At 72.0% G+C, this 25,324-nt stretch carries 24 protein-coding genes; 14 read left to right on the forward strand and 10 right to left on the reverse strand.

Annotation, left to right across the window (positions count from 1 at the left end; genetic code table 11):
* Positions 1 to 25 precede the first annotated feature (25 nt).
* Positions 26 to 1,249 carry a hypothetical protein gene (locus AB0B58_RS12640; RefSeq protein WP_360222078.1) on the forward strand — a complete coding sequence of 408 codons (1,224 nt, stop codon included), beginning with the start codon at positions 26 to 28 and terminating at the stop codon, positions 1,247 to 1,249.
* A 94-nt stretch (positions 1,250 to 1,343) separates the two neighbouring features.
* Here AB0B58_RS12640 and AB0B58_RS12645 read toward each other — a convergent pair whose 3' ends face one another.
* Together AB0B58_RS12645 and AB0B58_RS12650 are read right to left on the reverse strand one after the other, a co-directional pair.
* A complete protein-coding gene (locus tag AB0B58_RS12645) occupies positions 1,344 to 1,589 on the reverse strand; it encodes a hypothetical protein (RefSeq protein ID WP_360222081.1) in 246 nt (81 codons plus the stop codon).
* Complete coding sequence (locus AB0B58_RS12650) at positions 1,586 to 2,755, reverse strand: hypothetical protein (RefSeq protein WP_360222084.1); 1,170 nt, start codon at positions 2,753 to 2,755, stop codon at positions 1,586 to 1,588. The genes AB0B58_RS12645 and AB0B58_RS12650 overlap by 4 nt, the downstream gene beginning before the upstream one ends.
* A 419-nt stretch (positions 2,756 to 3,174) precedes the next feature.
* On the opposite strand from AB0B58_RS12650, the gene pdhA reads away from it, so the two are divergent.
* From pdhA to AB0B58_RS12685, 7 genes are all read left to right on the forward strand, one after another.
* Positions 3,175 to 4,314 carry a pyruvate dehydrogenase (acetyl-transferring) E1 component subunit alpha gene (gene pdhA / locus AB0B58_RS12655; protein ID WP_360222087.1) on the forward strand — a complete coding sequence of 380 codons (1,140 nt, stop codon included), beginning with the start codon at positions 3,175 to 3,177 and terminating at the stop codon, positions 4,312 to 4,314.
* Complete coding sequence (locus AB0B58_RS12660; protein ID WP_360222702.1) at positions 4,311 to 5,294, forward strand: alpha-ketoacid dehydrogenase subunit beta; 984 nt, start codon at positions 4,311 to 4,313, stop codon at positions 5,292 to 5,294. Before pdhA ends, AB0B58_RS12660 begins: the two co-directional genes overlap by 4 nt.
* A complete protein-coding gene (locus tag AB0B58_RS12665) occupies positions 5,291 to 6,757 on the forward strand; it encodes a dihydrolipoamide acetyltransferase family protein (RefSeq protein WP_360222090.1) in 1,467 nt (488 codons plus the stop codon). The genes AB0B58_RS12660 and AB0B58_RS12665 overlap by 4 nt, the downstream gene beginning before the upstream one ends.
* A 163-nt stretch (positions 6,758 to 6,920) precedes the next feature.
* Positions 6,921 to 7,058, forward strand: a complete 138-nt coding sequence (locus AB0B58_RS12670) for a hypothetical protein (RefSeq protein WP_360222093.1) — start codon at positions 6,921 to 6,923, stop codon at positions 7,056 to 7,058.
* A gap of 295 nt (positions 7,059 to 7,353) precedes the next feature.
* The gene (locus tag AB0B58_RS12675; protein ID WP_360222096.1) at positions 7,354 to 10,803 is read left to right on the forward strand and encodes a hypothetical protein; all 3,450 of its coding nucleotides are present in this window, start codon (positions 7,354 to 7,356) and stop codon (positions 10,801 to 10,803) included.
* 70 nt (positions 10,804 to 10,873) lie between these two features.
* Complete coding sequence (locus AB0B58_RS12680; RefSeq protein ID WP_360222099.1) at positions 10,874 to 12,664, forward strand: NHL domain-containing thioredoxin family protein; 1,791 nt, start codon at positions 10,874 to 10,876, stop codon at positions 12,662 to 12,664.
* 48 nt (positions 12,665 to 12,712) lie between these two features.
* Positions 12,713 to 13,390 (forward strand): hemolysin III family protein, encoded by a 678-nt coding sequence (locus AB0B58_RS12685; RefSeq protein ID WP_360222102.1) that lies wholly within the window; start codon positions 12,713 to 12,715, stop codon positions 13,388 to 13,390.
* Positions 13,391 to 13,481: 91 nt separating this feature from the next.
* Here the strand turns inward: AB0B58_RS12685 and AB0B58_RS12690 are convergent, their stop codons facing one another.
* Entirely contained in the window at positions 13,482 to 13,988 is a 507-nt protein-coding gene (locus AB0B58_RS12690; RefSeq protein ID WP_360222105.1) for a hypothetical protein, read from the reverse strand.
* A gap of 60 nt (positions 13,989 to 14,048) precedes the next feature.
* Positions 14,049 to 14,411 (reverse strand): helix-turn-helix domain-containing protein, encoded by a 363-nt coding sequence (locus tag AB0B58_RS12695; RefSeq protein ID WP_360222108.1) that lies wholly within the window; start codon positions 14,409 to 14,411, stop codon positions 14,049 to 14,051.
* A gap of 133 nt (positions 14,412 to 14,544) precedes the next feature.
* On the opposite strand from AB0B58_RS12695, the gene AB0B58_RS12700 reads away from it, so the two are divergent.
* Positions 14,545 to 15,390: an NmrA family NAD(P)-binding protein gene (locus tag AB0B58_RS12700; protein WP_360222111.1), complete on the forward strand. Its 846-nt coding sequence runs from the start codon at positions 14,545 to 14,547 to the stop codon at positions 15,388 to 15,390.
* A 48-nt stretch (positions 15,391 to 15,438) separates the two neighbouring features.
* Here AB0B58_RS12700 and AB0B58_RS12705 read toward each other — a convergent pair whose 3' ends face one another.
* Complete coding sequence (locus tag AB0B58_RS12705) at positions 15,439 to 15,732, reverse strand: DUF6458 family protein (protein ID WP_360222114.1); 294 nt, start codon at positions 15,730 to 15,732, stop codon at positions 15,439 to 15,441.
* Between the two features lie 101 nt (positions 15,733 to 15,833).
* Between AB0B58_RS12705 and AB0B58_RS12710 the strand changes: the two genes are divergently transcribed.
* Complete coding sequence (locus AB0B58_RS12710) at positions 15,834 to 16,349, forward strand: histidine phosphatase family protein (protein WP_360222117.1); 516 nt, start codon at positions 15,834 to 15,836, stop codon at positions 16,347 to 16,349.
* 58 nt (positions 16,350 to 16,407) lie between these two features.
* Here the strand turns inward: AB0B58_RS12710 and AB0B58_RS12715 are convergent, their stop codons facing one another.
* Positions 16,408 to 18,264 carry an acyl-CoA dehydrogenase gene (locus tag AB0B58_RS12715; protein ID WP_360222120.1) on the reverse strand — a complete coding sequence of 619 codons (1,857 nt, stop codon included), beginning with the start codon at positions 18,262 to 18,264 and terminating at the stop codon, positions 16,408 to 16,410.
* A 260-nt stretch (positions 18,265 to 18,524) separates the two neighbouring features.
* On the opposite strand from AB0B58_RS12715, the gene AB0B58_RS12720 reads away from it, so the two are divergent.
* Positions 18,525 to 18,710, forward strand: coding sequence for a hypothetical protein (locus AB0B58_RS12720; RefSeq protein ID WP_360222123.1), 186 nt, complete (start codon positions 18,525 to 18,527; stop codon positions 18,708 to 18,710).
* Here the strand turns inward: AB0B58_RS12720 and AB0B58_RS12725 are convergent.
* On the reverse strand, positions 18,707 to 19,834 hold the full coding sequence (locus tag AB0B58_RS12725; RefSeq protein WP_360222126.1) for a PP2C family protein-serine/threonine phosphatase: 1,128 nt from the start codon (positions 19,832 to 19,834) through the stop codon (positions 18,707 to 18,709). The two genes, AB0B58_RS12720 and AB0B58_RS12725, sit on opposite strands and share 4 nt — an antisense overlap.
* A gap of 100 nt (positions 19,835 to 19,934) precedes the next feature.
* Here AB0B58_RS12725 and AB0B58_RS12730 point away from each other — a divergent pair, with 100 nt between their 5' ends.
* From AB0B58_RS12730 to AB0B58_RS12740, 3 genes are all read left to right on the forward strand, one after another.
* Complete coding sequence (locus tag AB0B58_RS12730) at positions 19,935 to 20,483, forward strand: phosphoribosyltransferase family protein (RefSeq protein ID WP_360222129.1); 549 nt, start codon at positions 19,935 to 19,937, stop codon at positions 20,481 to 20,483.
* A 65-nt stretch (positions 20,484 to 20,548) separates the two neighbouring features.
* Positions 20,549 to 20,854, forward strand: a complete 306-nt coding sequence (locus AB0B58_RS12735) for an SCO4225 family membrane protein (RefSeq protein WP_360222132.1) — start codon at positions 20,549 to 20,551, stop codon at positions 20,852 to 20,854.
* 354 nt (positions 20,855 to 21,208) lie between these two features.
* The gene (locus AB0B58_RS12740) at positions 21,209 to 21,400 is read left to right on the forward strand and encodes a DUF1918 domain-containing protein (RefSeq protein WP_184998249.1); all 192 of its coding nucleotides are present in this window, start codon (positions 21,209 to 21,211) and stop codon (positions 21,398 to 21,400) included.
* A 69-nt stretch (positions 21,401 to 21,469) separates the two neighbouring features.
* Here AB0B58_RS12740 and AB0B58_RS12745 read toward each other — a convergent pair whose 3' ends face one another.
* The 3 genes from AB0B58_RS12745 to AB0B58_RS12755 are packed head-to-tail and all read right to left on the reverse strand — an operon-like array spanning position 21,470 to position 25,055.
* Positions 21,470 to 21,742, reverse strand: a complete 273-nt coding sequence (locus AB0B58_RS12745; protein ID WP_360222135.1) for a YciI family protein — start codon at positions 21,740 to 21,742, stop codon at positions 21,470 to 21,472.
* Positions 21,743 to 21,802: 60 nt separating this feature from the next.
* Positions 21,803 to 22,786 (reverse strand): NAD(P)-dependent alcohol dehydrogenase, encoded by a 984-nt coding sequence (locus tag AB0B58_RS12750; RefSeq protein ID WP_360222138.1) that lies wholly within the window; start codon positions 22,784 to 22,786, stop codon positions 21,803 to 21,805.
* Between the two features lie 43 nt (positions 22,787 to 22,829).
* Positions 22,830 to 25,055, reverse strand: a complete 2,226-nt coding sequence (locus tag AB0B58_RS12755; protein ID WP_360222141.1) for a S8 family serine peptidase — start codon at positions 25,053 to 25,055, stop codon at positions 22,830 to 22,832.
* Positions 25,056 to 25,324 lie beyond the last annotated feature (269 nt).

Raw genomic sequence — 25,324 nt, forward strand, 5'->3', positions numbered from 1 at the left:
CTGCGTTACCGGTAGGCTCGGCCGCATGGCGGCACCCCAGAATCCATACGACGCGGTCCTGCACGCGGCCCGCGACGTGGCGAAGCTCGACTGCGCGCTGGACGCCGAGATGCTGGGCACCGCACTACTCGGCAGCGTGTACTCCGTGGCGGTCACCGACCGCGCCGCGGCGGTCCGGGAGTTCGTCGGACAGTTCCTGAGCGCGACCTCGCGGCGGCGCACGGCCTCCGCGACGACGATCCGCGAGGTCTTCGCGACGCTCGTGCCGGACGCGCCGGGCGCGGCCGAGGTCCGCCGCGGCGCACAGGCGCCGGCCTGGACGGAGCAGCTCGGCCGGGTGCGCCCGACCGGCTGTTACGCCTACGGCGACGTATACGGCGACCAGACGTCCTACCTGGTCACCTTCGCCTACGACGACGCGGAGGACGGCGGGCCCCCGCACGCCGTGGTGGCGCTCGTCGACCACAACATCGGCATCACCAAGGACATCTTCGTCGGCGGCCCGGCCGAACGCGTGCTGGGCCAGGTCCGCGAGATGTGCGCGACCGACGAGCTGACCTGGTTCCGCGAGGAGGACCCGGGTCGCCTGCGCGGCGAGGTTAGCAAGCACCTGGAGATCACGGACGGCCTCAGCGACCTGCCGTCGGACGGCAACCTCGCGACCGACCGGGCCCTGGCCACGGCCCGGCTGGCCCTGCTGCCGGCGTCGACGGTGCCGGCGCTGGCCGAGCCGCCGGAGCTGAGCGGCCCGGACCGCGAGCGGCTGCTGCGCGACTTCCTGTCCTCGCCCGAGGCGGCCCGCTTCACCCTCAACGACGTGTCGGCCGACGACGAGCTGGCGTCGCTGCACTTCTGCCTGAGCCTGATCCTCGACCACGCGGCGAGCCTGCCGGAGCCGGACCCGCTGCGCTGGAGCCCTGCGGTCGCGGGCCTGTTCCTGCTGGACTGGGTGCACCGCCGCGCGGTGCTGGACATGGACGACGCGGCGATGCTGCCCCGGGTGACCCGGGCCTGGTCGGCCTACGCGACCCGCAAGCGCGGCCTGCCGGCCGCGGCCTGGGAGCAGACGGACACCGTGGTCGAGGAGATGATCCCGGAGTTCGCCCGCCTGTACGCCACCGGCGAGAAGCGCAGCCCGGCGACGGCGGCGGTGGCCCAACTGATCTCCGAGGGCGTCGACCCGAACGATACCGAGGCCATCGACGCCTGGATCGAGACCAACCGCCACCGCCTCACCGACGACTCCTGACGGGCGGGCCGGCGCGGCCGCCCGGACGGGAGTCGGGCGCGGGTGGACCCCTCCTCACCCGGCGAGCCTCCACGTCGCCGGGTGAGGGGCCTGTTCACCAGCGGTTCTGGTGGTCCTGCGGCTGCGGGTCGGCGTGGTGCCGTCCGACCCGGGAGCTGCGGTGGTGTGCGCCCGTGCGGTCGTCCGCGCGGTGCATGCGTTCCGCACGGTGGCTGCCGCGGTAGGCGCGGACCGCCGTCGCGGTCTGTCCGGCCTCGGCGCACGCCGGCTGATAACGGTGGCTGTTGTGGGTGCGCTCCGCGCTGCGGGCGGGTCGGACGTTCTGCGGGCGTTCGGTCACTTCTGACCTCCGGCGGGAGTCGGACCGGGCGCGGCCTTCGCCACCCGGATGCTGACGGTCTTACCGACCTGTTTCGGCTGCTTGCGTGCGTTGTTTAGGACCGGCTCGGGCACGGCCGCGATCGTCACGCGGCGGCCGTTCCCGTCGGCCGGTTCGATGTGGACGGAGATCGTCCGGCCGCGGTCCTCGCGGCGCTGCGACCGGCGCGCGCGGTGGTTCGGGTCGTCGCAGTGCCCGTTCCGGGGCCGGGCCCGGCGGTGGTGTTGCGCCGGGCGGGCCGAGCAGTCGGTGCGGTCCAGGCACCACGGTGGGCGGACCGGCTTCGCCGACGGCTGAGGCTCACCGCCGCCCGAGTCGTCCGAACCGCCGGCCGGCGAATCATCCGGGTCACCGCCGTCAGACGGGCCGTTCGAGCCACCGTCACGCGAGCCGTCCGGGGAGTCCGGCACATCCGGGAGATCCGGAATGTCCGGGAGATCCGGGACATCCGGCACGGATGGGAGGTCCAGCACGGGCGGAAGGTCCGGCACGGGCGGCAGGTCGGGGATCTGCCGGGACTCGTCCGGCACGGCCGGCTTCACCGGAATCCGGGGAAGGCCGGGCGCCGACGGCTTGGACGCGGGCGGCTTGGGCGCCTTCACAAGCCCGACGGGCCGGCCGGTCGACGGGCCGGAACCCCCGGACCAGCCACCCGAACCGGAGCCGGCGGGCCGTGAGCCCGAGGACGCCGAACCGTGCTTCGCGGCCGGAGCCCGGCGGCGGGCGCTCTGGCCGTACCCCTTTGGCCTGGTCTTCTGTTTCTGGGCCTGCCCCCGCACGACCCCGGGCCCGCCCGGTGACGAGGACCCGGCAGATGCGGTCGCGTCCGGGGCCGACGCGCCCGGCCGCGCCGAGGCGTATGGCGAGACCCGCACCGGCCCGGACGACGCCGGCGGAATGAACGGCGCGTCCATCGCCCTGCCGCGATTCTCTTCGAGTTCGTTGGATCCCGCGGTGATGGCCGCCAGCGTCGGTAATGACGCCAGCCCCACCAGCATGGCCACGATCAGCACATATCGACGCGTGGTTCCGGCGAATCCGTGCTCGGCGCTGTAGACACCGTTCAAGCGCCTGCGCATCACCTTGATCGGCGGGACGAGCCCGTCGTCGTCCGGTTGCTCCGGCACGGCCAGCACCCCCTGCACATAAAGATCGACTTGGATCGGACTCGGCTATCGAGGTGAACGACGCATGGCCGTCCGGGCAGCGGTGAAAAGTGCCCGTTCAGACGGAAGTGACCGCACGAAAACCGCTTAATAGGACAAATGCGGGCACCAATGCGCCAGCCGAGATTTCGGATCTGTGATCGACCTGACCTGTGGCGCCACTCACGTTCTCTGCGAGGATGGTGGCGACGGCACCGCCGTCGTCGGCTGTAAATCAGCGGGAGGCGGTGGTCGTCGTTACTCCCCAGGCGGGGTCTTTCAACCACGCCTGCCAGCCGCGCGGCAACCCCACCCGGGCCAGGCGCGGCGTACCCCAGCGGTCAGCCGCGCGGACGGGCAACACCCGCCGTGGGCCAGAGAGATGAAACAGGGAGACACGGATGGCGAACGGCGAAAGCGAAGTCGGGGCAGACGCCCCGGCCGGCGGTTTCGTTCAGCTGCTCACGCCCGACGGTGAGCGCGTGGACAGCGCCACCACGGCGGACGGCGTGACGTACTCGGTCGACTTCACCGACGACGAGTACCGCGAGCTCTACCGGGACCTCGTGACGGTCCGCCGCCTCGACGCCGAGGCGACCGCGCTGCAGCGGCAGGGCGAGCTGGGCATCTGGGCCAGCCTGCTGGGCCAGGAGGCCGCACAGGTCGGCTCGGGCCGCGCGCTGCGACCGCAGGACATGGCGTTCCCCACGTACCGCGAGCACGGTGTCCTGTACACCCGCGGTATCGACCCGATCATGCCGTTCGGCCTGTTCCGGGGCGTCGACCAGGGCGGCTGGGACGCGAACAAGTACAAGTTCAACGGCTACACGATCGTCATCGGGTCGCAGACGCTGCACGCCACCGGCTACGCCATGGGCATCACCATGGACGGCAAGACCGGCAGCCCGGACGGCGAGGCGGTCATCGCCTACTTCGGCGACGGCGCCACCAGCCAGGGCGAGGTCAACGAGTCGTTCGTCTGGGCCGGGGTGTTCCACGCCCCGATGGTCTTCTTCTGCCAGAACAACCAGTACGCGATCTCCGAGCCGCTCGAGCGGCAGACCCGCATCCCGCTCTACCGGCGCGCGGCGGGCTTCGGCTTCCCCGGCGTCCGGATCGACGGCAACGACGTGCTCGCCACGTACGCGGTGACCCGCGCGGCGCTGGACCAGGCGCGCAACGGACAGGGCCCGACCCTGATCGAGGCGTACACCTACCGGATGGGAGCGCACACCAGCTCCGACGACCCGACCCGCTACCGCATCGCCAGCGAGGTCGAGTCCTGGAAGGCCAAGGACCCGATCAGCCGGCTGAAGGCGTTCCTTGCCAAGCAGCAGCTCGCCGACGAAACGTTCTTCGGCGAGGTCGACGACTCGGCCCGCACCCTCGCGCTCGACCTGCGCGAACGGGTCCTGGCGATGCCGGACCCGCAGCCGGTCACGATGTTCGACCACGTCTACCCGAACGGCTCGCCCGAGATCGACGCTCAGCGCGCACAGTTCGCCGCTTACGAGGCTTCGTTCGAAGGGAGCGCACACTGATGTCCGAGACGATCACCCTTGGCAAGGCCCTGAACCACGGCCTGCGGCGCGCGCTCGAGAACGACCCCAAGGTCGTCATCATGGGCGAGGACGTCGGCAAGCTCGGCGGCGTCTTCCGGATCACCGACGGCCTGCAGAAGGACTTCGGCGACGACCGCGTCATCGACACCCCGCTGGCCGAGGCCGGCATCATCGGCACCGCGGTCGGCCTGGCCATCCGCGGCTACCGGCCGGTCTGCGAGATCCAGTTCGACGGGTTCGTCTTCCCGGCGTACAACCAGATCGTCGCGCAGGTCGCGAAGATGTACTACCGCTCGCGCGGCAACGTCCGGCTGCCGATCGTCATCCGGATCCCGTACGGCGGCGGCATCGGCGCGGTGGAGCACCACTCCGAGTCGCCCGAGGCCTACTTCGCGCACACCCCCGGCCTCAAGGTCGTGACCTGCTCGAACCCGGCCGACGCGTACGCGATGATCCAGCAGTCCATCGACTCCGACGACCCGGTCGTCTTCTTCGAGCCGAAGCGCCGCTACTGGGAGAAGGGCGAGGTCGAGCTCGACGCGCCGGCCTCGTTCCCGCTGCACGCGTCGCGGGTCGCCCGCGAGGGTTCGGACGCCACCGTCATCGCCTACGGACCGATGGTCAGGACGGCCCTTGACGCGGCGCAGGCCGCGGCCGAGGACGGCCGCACGCTCGAGGTCATCGACCTGCGCACCCTCTCCCCGCTCGACCTGGGCCCGGTCTTCGAGTCCGTCCGCAAGACGGGCCGGGCCGTCGTCGTGCACGAGGCACCCGGCAACCTCGGCCTCGGCGCCGAGATCGCAGCGCGGATCACCCAGGAGTGTTTCTACTCGCTCGAGGCGCCGGTCCTGCGGGTGACGGGCTACGACGTGCCCTACCCCGCCGCGCGCGTCGAGGAGGAGTACCTGCCCGACCTGGACCGGGTGCTGGACGCCGTCGACCGCTCGTTCGGCTGGTGACGCCGATGTCGCGGATCAAGGAGTTCAACCTTCCCGACCTGGGCGAGGGGCTGACCGAGGGCGAGATCCTCACCTGGCTGGTCCAGGTCGGCGAGACGATCGAGCTCAACCAGCCGATCGTCGAGGTGGAGACGGCCAAGGCGGCGGTCGAGATCCCCGCGAAGTGGGCGGGCGTCGTCACGCAGATCTTCCACGAGGCCGGCACGACGGTCGAGGTCGGCTCGCCGATCATCTCGATCGACACGCAGCCGGGCGCGGGCCCGATTCCCTCGGCCGAGTCGCTCGCGGCCGTCGAGGTCGCGCCCAAGGAGGGCGCGGTCGAGCCGGGCCTGATCGGTGGTCCGGCTCCGGGCGGCCGCACGGCCGTCCTGGTCGGCTACGGCCCGAAGACCACCGCCGCAAAACGCCGACCCCGCATCGGTACGCCAACCGGCTCCACAACCGCAGCACCGGCAACCCCGCCTGCGGCGGCTGACGCGGCGCCCGCCCCGGCGGCACCCGCGGCCCCGGCGCCGGCGCCGGCTCCCGTGGTCGCCCCCGCACCGGCCTCGCCGGCCGCGCGGGTCCGGCCGGCCGGCCCCGTGCTGGCCAAGCCGCCGGTGCGCAAGCTCGCCCGGGACCTCGGCGTCGACCTGGCGACCATCGCCGGCACCGGCCCCCTGGGCTCAGTCACGCGTGACGACGTGCAGCGCGCCTTGGCGGCTCCGGCGCCGGCCGAGGCCGTCTCCCGGCCGGCGCCGGCCGCGGTCTTCGACGCGTCGCGGGAGCAGCGCATCCCGATCAAGGGCGTGCGCAAGCTGACGGCCGAGAACATGGTCGCCTCGGCGTTCACGGCGCCGCACGTGACCGAGTTCCTGACCGTGGACGTGACCCGGTCGATGAAGTCGCTCGAGCGGATCAAGGCACGGCCCGAGTTCCGCGACGTCCGGATCTCGCCGCTGCTGCTCGTGGCGAAGGCGGTGCTGCTGGCGGTCAAGCGGCACCCGATGGTCAACTCGACCTGGTCCGCGGCGACGAACGAGATCATCGTCAAGGACTACGTCAACCTGGGCATCGCGGCGGCGACCGAGCGCGGCCTGATCGTGCCGAACGTCAAGGACGCCGGCCGGCTCACACTGCGTGAGCTGGCGGATGCTTTGAACGCCCTCGTGCAAACCGCTAAGTCGGGCAAGACGCCGCCGTCGGACATGTCGGGCGGAACCCTCTCGATCACCAACGTCGGCGTGTTCGGCGTGGACACCGGCACGCCGATCCTGCCGCCGGGCGAGGCGGCCATCCTGGTGTTCGGGGCGATCCGTCCCACGCCGTGGGTGCACAAGGGGAAGATCAAGATTCGCCAGGTCACCACCCTGGGCCTGTCCTTCGACCACCGCATGGTGGACGGCGAGCTGGGCTCGAAGTTCCTGCGCGACATCGGCGCCTTCCTCGAGGACCCGGAGGGCGCACTGCTCTCCTGGACCTGATTTTCCACGGTGGGTAGCTTTTCTTGCCTTCGATCCGTAGGCAGGTAAGCGGGATCACCCCCCGAATCGTTGGCGGATCGTGTTTCGGCGCGGTTAAATAGACCTAGCGCCGGAACACGGCACCAAAGACGAGGCCAGACTGGCCAGGGAAGTGAGCACCGCAATGAGCACCATCGAGCGCATCCGCAACCGCCGCATCGCCAAGCGTGACGCCCGCGCCATCGATCGCGCGATGAACGCCGCGCCCACGCAGTCGATGCGCAACGAGATCGCCATCTTCAGCCAGCACCGCATCCTCTGATCAATTTCTGATCGAAGCGGCAGCCGACGGCCCGCCCGGTTTCCGGGCGGGCCGTCGGCGTACCAATCGGGGCAATAAGCATCCAACCGTCGCCCGCGACCGTGATTTTCGCCTCACCGCCGCGCTCCGGACGGCGTACACCGGGATTCCTCCAACCCGCTACGACCGGTACGGTTGGGCACGGTCACCTGCCCGGCTCGGCCGGCCGGGCGCGTTGACCGGGCGACGCCCAGCTCTGCCGGGTCGGCCGCTCCGTGCAAAGCTGGCACGGCCGACAGTCATGGAGGAGGCGCGTATGACGTCCGAGGGCCAGCACGCCGGTCAGCAGCCGGGGGCCACGTCGGGCGGCGGGGCCGACCCGTTCGGCGCCGACGGTTTCCCACCCGACTCGGACGGCCGGCAGGCCGCCGATCGCGCCCCGGCCTATCCGCACGCGCAGGAGTCCTTCCCCAGCGCGTACGGCCCGCCGCCACAGGCCACCCCGAACGGCGGCTCGCCGTTCGTGGTGCCCGCCGTCCCGCCCGCCGGTCAGACGCCGGCGCCCGGATCGCCCGCGCCTCAGCCCCCCGGGCCTGCCTTCGGGCCGGGAGCGGCCAAGTTCGCGTCCAGCGCCCGGGTGCCCGAGCCCGGCCAACTGCCGCAGCGTCCGACGGCTCCCGAGCCCGGTCTGCCGCAGCGCGCGCCCGCCTCGCCCGCCCCGGGCGGCGCCTTCCCGGCGCCCGAGTCCGCGTGGGCTCCCCCGCCGCCGGCACAGCCGAGCGCGGCACCGGACGACAACCCGTTCGTGCCGCGGCCGGCCGAACCGCATCCCTACCGCGGCGGGGCCGGCGACCTGCCGCAGCGCTCGCCCGGTATCGCCGGCGGGCCGCTCGACGGGCCGGTCGGCGACTTCAACGGCTTCACACCCGCCCGCAAGCCCGCCGCCGACCCCGCGCCGCCCGCCGGCCCGGAGATGTCGCGACGCGGCCCGGACGAGCACCGCTCGCCGTTCGACCGGCCCGGCTCCTTCGGCGCGTCCCCCGCGGGCCAGTCCCCGGCCGGCAGCGCACCCGCGCCCCGCCAGCCGTTCGGATCCGCCACGCCGCAGCCCTTCGGCTCGGCACGCCCCGACGACACCGACGGTCAGTCCGGCCGGGCGCCCGGCGTGTCCGCGTTCGGAGACCAACGCATCCGCGTGCCCGGCGCGACCCTGACCGGTCTGCCCGACGGGCCGCCCGCCGGCACCGACAACGCCGGCCTCCCGCCCCGGGGCGCCGACGAGGGCGGCGCCCTGCCCGCCCGCGGCGGCGCGGGCCGGTCCCGCGGCGGCTCCGAGAGCGCCGGCTTCCCGCTGCGCGGCGGCACGGGCAACGCGAGCTTCCCGATCCGCGGCGGCCCGGACAGCACCGCCTCCGGCTTCGCCTCCCGGGGCGACAGCGGCGCGTTCGCGGCCCGCAGCGGCCCGGCGAGCGGCAGCGCCGGCCTCCCGGCCCGGAGCGACGCCGACAGCGGCGCGTTCGCGGCCCGCGGGGCCGACAACGACTCCTACGCGGCCCGCGGCCCGTTCGGCGCGCCCGGCGAGGCCGACGCGGGCTCCCCCGCCTCGCGCGGCGCCGACGGCGGGGCATTCCCCGCACGCGGCGCCGACAGCGGCGAGTTCGCCCAGCACGGTGGCGGCGACAGCGGCCCGTTCGGCCCCCGCGGTGGCGCGGACGGCTTCGCACCGCGGAGTTCGCCGGACAGCGGCGGCTTCCCGGTCCGCGGCGCCTTCGACCGCCCGGGAGACGACGGCCAGTCGACACCCCCGCGCCGCCCCTTCGGCGACCGCCCGGGCGAGCCCGACCAGTCCGTCCCGTTCGGCCGTGCCGACCAGGACGGCAGCGGCGCCGGCGGCGCCGCCTACCCCCAGCGGATCCCCGGCACCTCGTTCGCGGTCGCCGGCTCGCCGGACCTCAGCCGGTCCGAGGGCGGCAGCGGCGGTTACGCCCAGCGCGTTCCGGGCGCCTCGTTCGGCAGTGGCGGCGCGCCCATGGTCGCCGAGCCGCGCAGCGCCGCGGCTGTGCCGCAGCCGCGGGACCCGTCCGAGCGCCTTGAGCCGGCCGAGTCCGCCGCCGAGCCGCCCGGCCCCGCCAAGGGCACGGCCCGCCCGGTGACGGCCAGCGCCTCGGTTCCGGTGTCGAGCCGGGTCGCCCCGCCCCCCGAGGCCGAGGAGTTGCCGCCGCCGCAGGCCAACCCGCAGTCGCGGGTCTACGGCCGCCCGGCGCTCGCCGAGGAGGCCCCGGCCGCACCGGAACAGCCGTACCAGGACGACGACCATTCGGCCGGCGGCATGTTCGGCTCGGCACCGGGGTCCGGCGCCCGCCGTGCCGCGCCCACATCCGGCGCCATGGGCGCGGCACCCACCTCAGGCGCCTACAGCCAGACACCCGAAAACCCGCAGGTCCAGGCGCCCGAGAGCCGTTACGCCCCGGCGCCCGAGAGCCGCTACGCCCCGGAGCCCGAGAGCCGCTACGCCCCGCAGGCGGAGAGCCCGTCCGCCGCCCAGCCGGACGGCGCCTACGGCCGGCCCCCGGCCGACGGCGGCGAGGGCACCTACGGCCGCGCGGCCGAGGCTCCCTTCGGCGCCCGCCCGTCGTCCGGTGCGTCCGGACTGTCCGACGGGCAGCCCGACGAGCGCGCGCCTCTCGGCGGCCCTTCGCCGGCCGACCCGTTCGCCGCCCGGCCGTCCTCGGACTCCTTCGGCGCCGCGCCGGTCAGCCCCTTCGACGGGCGCGGCGCTCCGTTCGACGGCGCCGCTCCGGTCAGCCCGTTCGACGGCCGCCCCGCTCCGTTCGACGGCGCCGCGCCCGAGGCCTCCGGGGCCTTCGGCGCGGCACCCGCACCGGGTAGTGACCACCCGCCCGACCGCGCGGCGGGCCGGGCCACGGCCAGTGCCCGGGTCAGCCCGCCCGGGCAGCCCTTCGCGCCCCCCGCGCCGGTCGAGCAGCCGGACGACCGCGGTCCCCAGGCGTTCAGCGAGTTCACCACCGACATCGCCGGCCGCGGCCAGCAGGGTCCGGTACCGGGCAACCCTGCCGGCCGCACGACGCCCCCGGACCAGTACGGCGAGCACACCACCGACGTCGCGGGCCGCAACCAGGCCCCGGACCGGCCGTACGTGCCCGCGCCGGCGCTGCCGTCGATGCACGCCGCGCCTCCGCTGGAGAACGGCTTCCCGCCCGCTACGGCGCCGGATTCCACCCAGCCGTTCGGTGAGCGGCCGCGGATGGGCGGGGTCTTCCCCGGCCCGGCCAGCCGCGCGACGGTCACGCCGCCCGGACCGGAGCAGACCGCCAGCTGGCCGAGCCGCCAGGAGCCGGACGATCCGGCACAGGGCAGGTTCGACTCGTTCAAGCAGGACTCGCCCGAGGTGGTCTCCACCGTGGCGGCCAAGCCGGAGACCCCGCACGTGCGGATGCTTCCAGTGATTCTGGGGGTCATCCTCGGTGCCGGCCTGATCGTCGGCCTCACCCTCGGCGTCACCTGGCTGATCGCCCGGGGTTCGCACGACGGCAGCGCCGGAAGCGGCTTCTCGGTCAAGGCCGGCGACTGCGTCAAGCGCGAGGGCAACGCCGCCGTCACCGCGAACTGCAGCGACGCGGGCTCCTTCGAGGTGACGGCGATCGTCAACGCCAAGGAGCAGTGCCCGGACCCGAACCAGCCCTACGTGGTGAACCCGACCGCCAACAACGGCTCGCAGGTGCTCTGCCTCAAGCCTCGCACCTGACCCGGGTGACGTATTCGAAGCGCGGCCACCCCGGCCGGTCCGGGGCCCGCGCGTCGGGCACGATGGTCCCATGATCGCGCGCGTACGCGCCCCGGAGCTTCGGGGCCGAGGCTGGCTGAACACAGGTGGCCGCTCCCTCACCCTTGCCGACCTGCGCGGCAAGGTCGTGCTGCTCGACTTCTGGACCTTCTGCTGCGTCAACTGCCTGCACGTGCTGGACGAGCTGCGTCCGCTCGAGGAGAAGTTCGGTGACGCCCTCGTCGTCATCGGCGTGCACTCGCCCAAGTTCGAGCACGAGCGCGATCCCGCCGCCCTGGCCGCCGCCGTCGAGCGGTACGGCGTGCACCACCCGGTCCTGGACGACGCCGACATGGCGATGTGGCAGCAGTACGCGGCGAAGGCCTGGCCAACCCTCTCGGTGATCGACCCGGAGGGCTACGTCGTCGCCTCGATGGCCGGCGAAGGACACGCCGAGGGCCTCGTGCGGTTGCTGGACGAGCTGATCGCCACCCACGAGGCGAGGGGAACGCTGCACCGCGGCGACGGCCCCTATGTGCCGCCCGCCGCCCCCGACACGCTGCTGCGCTTCCCCGGCAAGGCGATCGAGCTGCCGAACGGCAACCTGCTGGTCTCCGACTCGTCCCGCCACTCGCTCGCCGAGCTGGCCCCGGACGGCGAGACGCTGATCCGCCGGATCGGCACGGGCGAGCGCGGCCGCGCGGACGGCCCGGCCGCCGCGGCGAGCTTCTCCGAGCCACAGGGCCTCTGCCTGCTGCCCCCCGGCACCGCCGGCTACGACGTGGTCGTGGCGGACACGGTCAACCACCTGCTCCGCGGCCTGCGGCTGGACACCGGCGAGGTCACCACCGTCGCGGGCACCGGCCGTCCCTGGCGGTCCGCCGAGGACGACGGCGAGTCGCTCTCCTCGCCGTGGGACGTCGCCTGGTTCGCCGGCCGGGTGATCGTCGCGATGGCCGGCATCCACCAGCTCTGGTGGTTCGACCCGGCCACCGGCGCCGCCGGCGTGTACGCGGGCACGACCGTCGAGTCCCTGCGCGACGGCGCGCTGCCCGACGTGTGGATGGCGCAGCCGTCCGGGCTCTCCGCGGCCGGTGACCGCCTGTGGATCGCGGACGCCGAGACCTCGGCCCTGCGCTGGATCGAGGCGGAAGAGTTGCACACCGCCGTCGGCCAGGGCCTGTTCGACTTCGGCCACGTGGACGGCCCGGCGCGGGACGCCCTGCTCCAGCACCCGCTGGGCGTCGGCGCGCTGCCGGACGGTTCGGTGCTGGTCGCGGACACCTACAACGGCGCGGTACGCCGCTTCGACCCCGCGTCCGGCGAGGTGTCGACGGTGGACTCCGGGCTGGCGGAGCCGAGCGACGTCCTGGTGACCCGGGACGGCTCGGTGATCGTGGTCGAGTCCGGCGCGCACCGCCTGGTCCGGCTCGCTCCCGGCGTGGTGAAGACGGTCGCGGGCGAGCGGCACCGCACCGAACGGCCGCCGTCCCCACTGGCGCCGGGCGAGGTGACCCTGGACGTGATCTTCACTCCGGCGCCGGGTCAGAAGCTCGACACCACGTACGGTCCGTCGACCCGCCTGGTGGTCTCCGCCTCCCCGCCGGAACTGCTGCTCGAGGGCGAGGGCACCACGACCGACCTGTCCCGGCGGCTGGTGCTCAATCCGGCCGTACCCAAGGGGATCCTGCAGGTGGTGGCGCAGGCCGCGACCTGCGACGCGGACGTCGAGCACGCCGCCTGCCACCTGACCCGACAGGACTGGGGTGTCCCCGTGGTCGTCGAGGCGGGCGCGCCTCATCGCCTGCCGCTCATCCTTCGCGGGCTGGACACCACCCGGTGAGGCGACTCACTACCCGCCAGTAACCTACGGTGCCGTAACCTAGATGCCGTGACGACCTCAGCTCCGTTCCGAATGAAGCGTGCTGATCTCGGCAAACCACGCTTGCGCGGCAGGCTCCACCAGTACGCGTTCTTCGCCGCGCTGGCCTGCGGTGTGGTCCTCTGCTCGATCGCCGCGTCCCGCCCGGGCATCGCGCCGTTCCTGAGCGCCCTCGTCTACAGCATCACCGTGTGCGGCCTGTTCGGCATCAGCGCGCTGTACCACCGGCGCACCTGGAGCGAGCGTGGCTACCAGATCATGCGGCGCATGGACCACTCGATGATCTTCATCTTCATCGCGGGCACCTACACACCCTTCTGCGTCCTGCTGCTGGATCCGGACAAGACCACGCTGATGCTGAGCCTGATCTGGACCGGCGCCCTCGGCGGGGTGGCCCTCAAGCTCATCTGGCCGCACTGCCCGCGCTGGGTCGGCGCCCCGCTCTATCTCGCGCTGGGCTGGGCCGCGGTGGCGATCCTGCCGGACATCCTGCACAACGGCGGCGTGACGGACCTCGTGCTGCTCGCCTCCGGTGGCCTGATCTACAGCGTCGGCGCGGTCTTCTACGCGCTGCGCCGGCCCAACCCCTGGCCGACCGTCTTCGGCCACCACGAGTTCTTCCACGCCTGCACGCTGGTCGCGGCGATCTGCCACCACGTCGCGATCTACTTCGCCCTGTACGCCTGAGGCGTGAGCATGAAAGAAGCCCATCACCTTGCCGTCACGGCTGGTGAAGGGCTTTGCCTTGCTGGTGCGCCGGAAGGGACTCGGCGTCACGTCACGAGGTGAGCCAACCGGTGGTGCTGCGGTGCAGCGTCAGACCGGCGGTGTCGAACTCGTCGTGGTCCCCCTCCTCGACCGTGACCCCGAGCGAGCGCAGGCCGGTGTTGATCGCCGAATCGCAGCGGTCCACGATTTCGTACCAGTCCTCGCCCTCGCCGTCCCGGTCGCGGGTGAAGTCCGCCTCGTAGCAGACCTTCCCCCGGTCCCAGCCGATGGCGGCCTGGAAACCCTCGCCCGCCCAGGTCTCGCCCTGCACATAGAGCACCGGACCCTGCTCGGACAGGGCACGAGCCCAGCGGGCGACGCCCTCGGTGAGGTAGTAGAAGCCGGCTACCAGCTCCGCGTCCTCCGGCGTGGTCGAGAGGGCCTCGGTGACGGGGTTCGTGAGTGGAATGAACCACAGTCCGGGACGGGACAGGGGCACCGCGCGGGTACCGGCCGGCAGTTCCGGGCCGGCGGCCGGATCCGTCGTGGTGATGATTCCTTCGATGTCCGATGACATGCTTGAATCTTGCTGGGCCCTGTCAGCAGGAATAGCCCGGGACCGGCACCGATTCCGCCGCTAGGGAAGGTCCCGAGAGTCGTAGGCATCGCGGGCCTCGACCACGTCGGTGATGTGCGTCTCGGCCCAGTCCAGGAGCCCGCCGACCAGGCCGAGCAGGCTGCGCCCGAGCACGGTCAGCTCGTAGTCGACGCGCGGCGGGACGACCGCGTGGACCGTCCGGGTGACCAGGCCGTCGCGTTCGAGGGCACGCAGCGTCTGGGTCAGCATCTTCGGGCTCACACCGGCGATGCGCTGTGCCAGCTCCGTGTAGCGCAGCGCGCCGTCGGCCAGCGAGCAGACGATCAGCACGCTCCAGGTGTCTCCGATGCGGTCCAGCACCTGCCGGCCCGCGCAGTCCTTCGCGTAAACGTTCGCCTCCACCTGGGCACTATCCCTCAGGTGCGTACCGCACTTCAAGGTGCTCACTCTCCGCTGGGAAGTGATCCTCGACCTGCCCCGTTGTGCACGATGGCGGCCAGCCGGCCGCCGCCGACGCCACGTTGAGGAGTTCGCAATGACCATCGTCGTCACCGGCGCCACCGGGCACCTGGGCCGTCTAGCAGTCGAGTCGCTGCTCGCGCGCGGCGTACCCGCCGACCGGATCGTGGCGGCCGGCCGCAGCGTCGAGAAGATTCAGGACCTGGCCGACCGCGGCGTGCGCGTCGCGCGGGCGTCGTACGACGAACCGGAGTCGTTGCGCAAGGCCTTCGCCGGCGCCGACCGGCTCCTCTTCGTCTCCGGCAGCGAGGTCGGCCGGCGGATCCAGCAGCACGCCAACGTGGTCGCGGCGGCCGTTGACGCCGGCGTCGGCCGGATCTTCTACACGAGCGCGCCGCACGCCGACACGTCCGACATGATCCTCGCGGGCGAGCACGCGGCAACCGAGCGGGCGCTGGACGCCTCCGGCATCCCTTCGGTCTTCCTGCGCAACGGCTGGTACCTGGAGAACTACGACCTCAGGGGCGCGCTCGAGCACGGCCTGCTCGGCGCCGCGGGGGACGGGAAGATCAGCATCGCGACCCGCGCCGACCTGGCCGAGGCCGCCGCGGCGGCCGTCGTCGCCGACGTGCACGACAAGCAGGCGTACGAGCTGGGCGGCGAGGCCGTGACCCTGGCCGAACTGGCCGCCGAGGTCTCCCGGCAGTCCGGCCAGGAGGTCACCTACACGAACCTGTCCCAGGAGAAGTACGCCGAGTTCCTGGTCGGCGCCGGCCTGCCAGAGCAGTTCGCCGCCGTCCTCGCCGACTCGGACCGTGGTGCGTCCGCCGGCCTGCTCGACACCGGCACCGGGGACCTGGCGAAGCTCCTCGGCCGCCCGGCCACGCCGCTGGCGGACGCCGTCCGCGCGGCCCTCGCCTGAGTGCGACGGGTGCCACCACACGGCGTGTGGTGGCACCCGTCCGCGCGATCAGGTGGCGTACGGCGGCGGCGGGGGCTGACGACGGGTGGTCTCGTGGTACTCCTCGACCACCTCACCGTCGCGGTACGCGGGGTCACCGCTCACCACCGGCCGCTGCGTCCGCACGACCGCGGGACGGCGCCGGCTGTTCCAGAACCAGATGGTGACGATCAGGCCGATCAGCCCGGCCAGCATCAGCACGTAGCCGACCACGTTGATGTCCAGCCCGCTGATCTCCGCGTTGACGGCGAACGCGAGGATCGCTCCCAGCGCGAGTAGAAAGATGCTTCCGCCGATGCCCATAGTGGCCTCCCTGGCTCGTGGCTGCCGCACCGAGCCGCGGCAATACGTCGATGGGTGTGTCTACCCACCCGACGGATCGCTCAATCAGGCAAGCTGAGCTCATGACCGTTCGGACCCTCGTACTGCTTCGTCACGCCAAGGCCGAGACGCCCGGTGAGGTGCCCGACTTCGAGCGCCAGCTCACCCAGGCCGGGTCTGCGAACGCGGACGCGGCCGGCGCCTGGCTGGCGGACGAGCGGCTGCGCCCGGGGCTGGTGATCTGCTCGACGGCGACCAGGACGCGGCAGACGTGGCACGGCGTCGCCGTGGCGCTGGCCCAGGCTGATCGCGATGCCCAGTCGCCCGAGGTGCACTACGAGCGGAGCCTCTACTACGGCGGGCGCACGGAGGTCATCGACCTGCTCCGGGCCGTACCGGACGAGGTGCACACCGTGCTGGTCATCGGGCACAACCCGACGATGTCCGATGTGTCTATTCTGCTGCGCCCGTACGACGGTGCGGCCGTACTAGAGGGCCTGAAGACCTCCGGGATGGCGGTGCACCGCACGGAGGCCCCGTGGTCGCAGACCGAGCCGGGCTCGATGCCCCTGGTGCTCACGCACACCGCACGGGGATAAGACGAAGCCGGCGGACAACGTTGTCCGCCGGCTTGGTCTGTTCAGGAGAGTGCGAAGATCAGAACGCCTCTTCGGCCAGGTCCATCACGTCGAGGGTGGTGTTCTCGATGATCCGGCGGTCCGAGCCGATCCGGGGCAGGATCTCGCGGGCGAAGAACCGCGCCGCGGCGACCTTGCCCTCGTAGAAGGCCTTCTCGGACGCGCTGAGCTCGGTGCCGAGGGCCCGGAGGGATACCTCCGCGCCGCGCAGCAGCAGCCAGGAGACCACGACGTCGCCGAGCGCGAGCAGCACCCGCCGCGAGGTGAGGCCGACCTTGTACAGCTCGCGGGCGTCGCCGCCCTGTGCGGCCTGCAGCCAGGTCATCTGGGTGCCCAGGATGGACTGCAGCTCACCGAGCGCCTTGCCGAGCGAGGCGCGCTCGACCTTGAGCTGGCCGTTGCCGGCCTCGGTCTCGATGAACTCCTGCATCTCGGTGGCGATGACGGCGAGCGACCGGCCCTGGTCCTTCACGATCTTGCGGAAGATCAGGTCGAGGCTCTGGATCGCCGTGGTGCCCTCGTACAGGGTGTCGATCTTGGCGTCGCGGACGTACTGCTCGAGCGGGTAGTCCTGCAGGAAGCCGGAGCCACCGAAGGTCTGCAGCGACTCGTGGCCGAGCAGCTCGTACGCCCGCTCCGAGCCGACGCCCTTGACCAGCGGCAGCAGCAGGTCGTTGACCCCGCTGGCGACCTTGACACCCTTGGTGTCGCCCGCGGCCTCCGCGATGGCGACCTTGTCCTGCCAGGTCGCCGTGTAGATGACCAGCGAGCGCAGGCCCTCCGAGTACGCCTTCTGCAGCATCAGCGAGCGGCGCACGTCGGGGTGATGGGTGATCGTGACGCGCGGGGCCGCCTTGTCGGAGTTCTCGACCAGGTCGGCGCCCTGTACGCGGTTCTTCGCGTACTCCAGCGCGTTCAGGTAGCCCGACGAGAGGGTGGCGATCGCCTTCGTGCCGACCATCATCCGGGCGTACTCGATGATCATGAACATCTGCCGGATGCCCTGGTGCACGTCGCCGAGCAGCCAGCCCTTGGCGGGCGTGCCGTTCTCGCCGAAGGTCATCTCGCAGGTGTTGGAGACCTTGAGGCCCATCTTGTGCTCGACGTTCGTGGCGTAGACGCCGTTGCGCTCGCCAAGCTCGCCGGTCTCCGCGTCGAAGTGGTACTTCGGCACGATGAACAGCGACAGGCCCTTGGTGCCCGGACCGCCGACGCCCTCTACGCCGACCGGACGGGCCAGCACGTAGTGGATGATGTTGTCGCTGAGGTCGTGCTCACCCGAGGTGATGAAGCGCTTGACGCCCTCGATGTGCCAGGAGCCGTCCGCCTGCGGGATGGCCCGGGTGCGGCCGGCACCGACGTCGGAGCCGGCGTCGGGCTCGGTGAGCACCATCGTCGAGCCCCACTGCTTGTCGATGAAGAGCTCGGCCCACTTCTTCTGCTCTTCGGTGCCCTCGACGTGCACGACGTGCGCGAAGGACGGACCGGACGAGTACATCCAGACCGGGGCGTTGGCGCCGAGGATCTGCTCCGCGAGCGCCCACCACAGGGCACGGGGCGCGAACGTGCCGCCCAGGCTCTCCGGCAGGTCGAGGCGCCAGAACTCGGACGCCATGAAGGCCGCGTACGACTTCTTGAACGACTCCGGCAGGTCTGCCGTGTTGGTCGCCGGGTCGAACCGCGGCGGGTTGCGGTCGGCGTCGGTGTAGCTCGCCGCCAGGTCCTCTCGGGCGAGGCGGTTCACCTCGGCGAGTACGTCGCGCGCGGTGTCCGCGTCGATGCCGTCGAACGGCGCCTGACCGAACGCACGATCAGCCCCGAAGACCTCGAAGAGGTTGAACTCGAGGTCGCGCAGGTTGCTCTTGTAGTGGCTCATGTCGTTTTGGCCCCGCCCTCCGGACGCGAGTTACCCGTCAGTAACCAACACTGTATTACCCGCGGGTAGGTACCGACAAGTCACGTCCGATCATTCGTTGTCCGTCGGGTTGGGGGTCAAACGTCTCCGATCGGGTGGGAAACGGGACAACCGTTCGGTCATTTGCAAGTCGCCGCGCCGCATACACGTATCGACGAGCTCAGCGGGTCGTTGCTCCGGATGTACAGGAGGACGCGTACGCCAGACCCGGGGAGGTCGTCATGTTCGCCACGATCAAGAGTCTGATTCCGGAGCCTCGCCAGGCGGACCAGCCGCGCCACTATGTGGGGCGGCACCGGCAGCCGGAGCCCGTCGCCGCCCGGGCCGCGGTCACCGTGATCCCGGCGCCCGTTCCCGCCCCCGAGGACTCGCCCGCGACCGAAGAGCCCGAGGACGACCTGAACTAGCTGCCGGCCGCGCCGACTTCCCAGCTCGGCATCCCCACTGCCGCGCTGCCGTCGGGTCCGCCGTACTCGAGCAGCACCAGGGCGATGTCGTCCTCGAGCTGCCCGTGCACCCAGTCGACAAGTGCGGTCTCGAGCGACGCCAGGCCGTCGCCGACCGTACCGTGGCCCAGCAGCCGCCACGCCCGGTCGGCCGTAGGAAAGAACTCGCCCTCACGCCGCGCCTCGCCCAGGCCGTCCGTGAAGAGCAGCAGCCGGTCTCCCGGCTCGAGCCGCTCCACCCGGGGCCGGGCCACCGGCATGAACCCCAGCGGGGGCGCCGGAGCCGGCGGGTCCAGCGCGATGACCTGACCACGCCGCAGCAGCAGCGGGGCCGGATGTCCACAATTGACGATGGTGAGCGTGCCGCCGCGCTCCTCGACCAGGGCAGCGGTCACGAAGTCCTCGTCGCCGACGCTGCGGGCCACGGCCCGGTCCAGGTCGGTGACTATCGCCCGCAGATCCGCCCGTTCGAAGGCGACATGCCGGTACGAGCCCAGCACGATGCTCGCCAGCCGTACCGCGTCGAGGCCCTTCCCGCGCACGTCGCCGATGATGATCCGTACCCCGTACGGGGTGTCGAGGGCCTCGTAGAGGTCTCCACCGATGTCCGCCGCCGCGGACGCCGAGATGTAGCGGCCCGCCACCGCGAGGTTGCCTACCTGCGGGCCGAGCGGGCGCAGCACGGCCTGCTGTGCGACCGCCGCCAGGCGCAGCAGCTCGGCGATCCGGTTGGCCTGGCGCTGCCGGACGGTGGCGACCGCGGCCGCGATGCCCGTGGCCAGCATGATGCCGACGAGGTTGACCATGCCGACGGTGTCGAAGTGCTCGTCGCGCCCGGCGAAGACCACGCCGACGACCGTCGCGAGCGCGCCGACGACGAACACCACCTGCCAGTACGCGAACACGGCGGCCAGGAACGGCGCCGCCGCGAACAGCCCGACGAAGTTCACCTGAGGACCGTCGGCCAGCTCCACCCCCGACACGACGACGAGCAGCGCGAGGGCCGCGCCGAGGCCGGCGCGGGATCCTGGGCTGAGCGGGCGGCGGCCCGCCGGGAGAATAGGCATGGGTACGCCGAACAGCATGCCTGATCGACATGGGCGGCTGCATCAACTTGACCCCTAGTCTGAGCGGGTTCTGCCCACTCGTCGCCGGAGAACCACACCCGCGATGACACGATGAGGTGTGGCTTCAGACCTGCGCGGCCGGCTTCGCGCCGGATTCCGTTGGACAGACCCCGGTCCGGACACCGATCTGCTCGTCAGCGACCGCTCCGGCTGGTGGCGCGACCCGCTGGTGCTCGACGGGCTCGGTCCCGGGCTCGCTGCCCTTTTCGCGGACGCCGAGCCGACCGTCGTGGTCTCGCCGGAGGTCACCGGGTTCCTCGTCGGCCCGCTGGTCGCCCGCGCGCTCGGGGTCGGATTCGTGGAGGCGTACCGGGCGGGGGCACGGCGGCCGATCGCCGAGCCGATGACCTGGGCGGCGGTACCGGCCGATCACCGCGGTGATCAGCAGCACCTCGGACTGCGCAGCCGGCTGATCGGACCGGACGACCGGATCCTGGTCGTGGACGACTGGGCCGCCACCGGCGCGCAGGCCCGCGGCCTCTACGCCCTGGTCGAATCGCTGGGCGCGAAGGCCGTCGGTACCGCGGTCATCGTCGACGAGTGCGACCCGGCGGTCTCGGCCGAGCTGCGCATCCGGGGACTGCTCACCGGCGCCGATCTGAGCTGAGCACCCGCACGCGCTGAGTAGCACTACTCAGGAGCGGCACCCCCGCTCTCACCACGATGGAGCGCATGACGCAGTTCTTCTTCGGCAACTGGGCGACCCGCGGCTATCTCTTCGCCGTCGCGGTGGCCGCGGCCGTCCTGATCGGCGGCAACCTCGCCACCGGCAACCACGAGCCGACCACCGCGGCGATCTATCTCATCGGCCTCACCGCGCCGGTATCGGTGATCTTCGCGCCCTTCTTCCTGCTCGGCGACGGCTGGCTGGCCGTCGCCATGCTCTGGCTGAGTGTGGCCGCCGGCGCCCTGCTCAACACCCTGCTGATCAACACGATCGCCGGTCAGGCCGGCCGGCTCCGCTCCCACCGGGCCTGAGGGCGCCGCCGAGGTCCACGGTGGCTGGTGCGGTGCCCGCCGAGGCCGTCCCCGGATCCGCCGGGCCGGCGCCGCCGGCCGTCACCCATGGAATCGGCCGACCATCGGTGGCGGCGGCCCCAACTGTGCGATGGTGGTTTCTGACCGCGGGAGTGCCGCGCACACCTCGTCGCCACCGAGGTGGATCACCTCCGCAGCGGCGACGGCTGTGCGGGCGGACGATGCGAGCGGCCGGGCGCCGGGGCGAAACGTGAAATAACGACCCTGGCGGGTTCGGGCGCCCACGGCGATGCTGAGCTTGGGCGCGACCGCGACCCAACGGGCCCTTGGGCCCCGACCCAGACGGGAGGAACGATGATCGCGCACACCGGAGACCGGCTCGTCCTGAAGGGCATCCACGTCGGCGACCCCCAGCGGGTCGGCGACATCGTCGAGGTCCCGCACCCCGACGGCACGCCTCCGTACCGGGTCCGCTGGCTGGACACCGACCATGAGGCGCTCGTGTTCCCCGGCCCCGAGGGGCACGTGGAGCACCGGGCCAACTGAGCATGCCGGGAGGAGACCGGCCGCCGCACCTCGGTGGCCGGCTCCCTGGGCCTGCCTGGTCGCCGCCGTCTAGCCCTTCCAGTCCGCGAGGGCGCCGCGGGTCGGCTTCCAGCTCGTGGCCGCGTACTCGGCGAGGCCCTGCAGCAGGTAGGGGTCGGGCGCCATCAGCTCGCGCGCCTCGGCCTCGGTGTCGACGTCGAGGAGGATGACGCCCCCGACGGGCGGATCCTGCCGGCCGGCGGACACGAGCACACCGGCCCGCTCGAGGTCGTCGACGAAGGCGAGGTGCGCGTCCCGAGCCTGATCGACCTGGTCGAGGGGCGCGAGATAGGTCGAGATCATCAGGTACACGGTGGTGTTCCTCTCAGCCGCGGAAAGCTCACCGCGATCCTACGATCGCAATCATGGGCGTGCGGGTGGCACGTCCACGACGTTGATCACGACGTTGCCGATCTTGTGTCCGCTGTCGACGTACCGGTGCGCCTCGACGATCTCCGCCAGCGGATAGCTGCGGTCGATCACGATCCGGAGCCGGTCCTGCCCGATCAGCTCGCGCAGTTCGGCCAGGGCCGCGTGCTTGCGCACCGACATCCCGGTCCGGACCCGCGGCCCGCCGGTGATCGCGGTACGCAGCGCCAGGACGTTGTTCACCAGGCCGGTCGTCGGCAGGTAACAGCCCCGCGGCGCCAGCACCGGCCGGCAGCGGGCGAACGAGCTGCGGCCCACGGTGTCGAAGACCGCGTCGTACCGCTCCCCGCCGGTGGTGAAGTCCTCGACCGTGTAGTCGAAGACCCGGTCCGCGCCGAGCGACTCGACGAGCTTCGCGTTCCGGCCGCTGCACACGGCGTGGACCACGGCACCGGCCTGCTTGGCGAGCTGGACGGCGTACGTACCGATGCTGCCCGAACCGCCGATGACCAGCACCCGCTGCCCGGGCCGGACCCGGGCCAGCTCACGCAGGAAGTACCAGGCGGTGGTGAACCCGTCGACGGTGGCCGCGGCCTGCGCGTAGGTGACGTTCGGCGGCATCGTGGTGAACGAGGCCCGCTCGGACAGGCATTTGTATTCGGCGTTCGCCCCGACGGAGAAGCCGGTGAACCCGAAGACCCGGTCGCCGGCCTGGTACCTCCGCGCCGCCGGCCCGACGGCCGCTACCTGCCCGGCGAACTCCAGCCCGAGCACCCGGATGCCCCGGCGCGGGCGGCGAGGCCCGAGGATGACCCGCCCCCACCGGGGCTCGCCCCGCCGCATCCCGCACTCGGCGGAGGTGACCGTGGTGGCGTGCACCCGGATCAGCACCTGGTCGCCCCGGGGCACCGGCGTCGGCAGGTCCGCCTGAGTGAGCACATCGGGCGGACCGTACGCGTGGAACATCACCGCTCGCATGCCCGACATCGTGCGACAGTGCGGCTGTGACCACGCTGAGTATCTACCTCCGGTACCAGGTGCGTTCGCTCGTGTACTTGACGTTGCCGAGCTTGTCGTACGCCCGGACCGTCACCTTCATCGTCTTCGGCTGTGTCTTCGAGTCGATGCTCAGCACGTACGCGGTCTTGGTGTCCTTGGCCACGACCTTGCCGTTGACGATCAGCTCGACCCGGGCGATGCCGCTCGCGTCGGAGGCCTTGACGTAGACCTTGACGGTGCCCGAGACCTTGGCCTTGTTCTTCGGCGCCTTCGTGATCGACACCGTCGGAGCCTTGTTGTCCGCGACGACGGTACGGGTGTAGTAGCGGGTGTTGCCGAGCTTGTCCGTCAGCCTCCAGATCAGCTTGACGTTCCCGGAGAACGACCCGGTGTTGACCTTCAGGGAGTAGGGCGCGACGGTGTCCTGCCAGACGAACCTGTCGTTCGCCCAGAGCTCTGCCTTGGCGATGCCGGAGGGATCACCGGCGCCGCTCAGGGTGCTGGTGAAGGTGCCACGCACCCGCGTGTTCGCCGCCGGGCTGACCGCGGACGCCGTCGGGCCGGCGTTGTCCACCACGACCGGCACCCGCCACTCGGAGTTGTTCCAGGCCTCGTCCGCGGCGAAGACGATGACGTCCGAGGACCGTGTCAGAGTCATCCGTGCCTTCCACAGGTCCGTGCCGGGCACCTGCGTCATGGGCGCGCCGTCGAGGTGGACGTAGTCCAGGTCCTTGTCCGGCGAGGAGAAGACCACGTCCACCGGGCCCCGGGTCAGGGTTCCCGGCGCCGGCGAGACGATGGACCCACGCGGCGCGCGACCGTCGAACCGCAGGGTCGCCTGCTCCGTGGCCACGTTGCCGCTGTGGTCGTATGCCCGGACGGCGAACTCGACCTCACCGACGAAGTCGAGCGGCGGGGACACCCGGACATAGGCGGGCGTAGGTGTGTCAGCCGCCTCCGTTGCCTGGACGACCTTGCCGTCCAGGAGGAATTCGACCCGGGCCACGGCGACATTGTCGGAGATGGTGGGTGAGATCAGGAGCCCCGTCTTGCCCACCAGCCGACCCCCGTCCACACCGAGCGAGACGAACCTGGGCGGCTCCTGGTCGCTCCGGTCCACACCGGTCACGGCGCCGAGCGCGTCCACGACACGAGGATCGAAGGAGTACTGGGTCTTCGAGAGGAGCGTCGCCGAGTCGGTGATGGCGTGCCTGATCTCGGACGGGGAGAATGTCGGGTTCGCCGCCAGCACCAGCGCCGCGATGCCGGAAGTCGCGGCCGCTGCCGCGGAGGACTGACCCGATACGATCGGCCGGCCCAGCGGGTCCATCGCGGCGATGCCGTTGAAGGCCCGCACGTCGATCCACCGGTCGGTCGGGCTGTTCCGGGCCTGTCCGCCGACCACGCCCACGGCCAGGACCTCGTCGATGGCCGCCGGGTAGTGCCGGGCGGACCCGGGGTCGTTGCCCGAGGCGCCGACCACGAACGCGTTCTTCCGGACCGCGTGTTGGATCGCGTCCCGCAGCAACGGGCTGTCGGCCACGGTGCCGAGCGACAGGTTGATGATCTGCGCGCCGTGGTCGGCCGCCCAGACGATGCCGGCCGCGAGGTTCGCGGTCGAACCCGTGGCGGTGCCGCTCGCCGGATTCCGCAGCACCCGGACCGGCATGATCCGGCACCGCGGGCAGATGCCGGTGAACCCGACACCGTTCGCCGGTGCCGCGATGAGGTTCGCCAGGAGCGTGCCGTGGCTGCCGCCGTCCGCCGGATCGGCGTCGCCGTCGACGAAGTCGTAGCCGGCGGTGAGCCGGTCCGCGCCGAGGTCCGCGTTCGGAGTCACCCCGCTGTCCACCACCGCGACGACGATGTCGTCGCTGCCGGTCGTCACCTCCCGGGCGCCCGGGATCGACATCCAGTTCAGCCGGGTCAGGTTCGCCTTGTCGTACGGGTCGGCATAGGGCAGGACCAGGCCGCCGACCTCCGCATAGCGAACGTCCGTCCGTGCCGCGAGCGCGGCGCGGACCGCGGCGCTGCGGTCGGCCGGCACGTCGACGGTGATGGCGTCGAGGCCCGGCACCGGGTCGCTGTCCAGCACGTCGGCGCCGAGCGCGGCGACCACGGCGGCGGAGTCGGCGAGCCCGGTGAGGCCGACGTCGAGGCGGACCGGATCGGCGTCCGCCGCGGCCGCGGGAGTGGAAAGCCCCGCAACCGCCAGCGTCGCGACCAGGCAGGAAGAGATGACGCGCACGAAGGCCCCCGCACCAAGATCATGAATCTTTCGATCGGAAGGGTACGGGACCGTCGCGTCGCTGCGCTCAGCCGAACGGCTGAACAGGGCCACAAGCGCGACATATCGACATCCCGGACAGGCGCACGGCGACGCGGGCCGTCGATGGCGACGACCTCCAGCTATCGAGCATTTCCTAGGGATGCACCATCAGCCGAAAGTGATCGCGCGTGAATGCGGCATTCATCCCCACTCCTTCCCCCGTTCAGCCTTGCTTCCGTATGGGGTCT

The sequence above is a fragment of the Actinoplanes sp. NPDC049118 genome, assembly GCF_040648555.1.
In the GTDB taxonomy this organism is placed as follows: domain Bacteria; phylum Actinomycetota; class Actinomycetes; order Mycobacteriales; family Micromonosporaceae; genus Actinoplanes.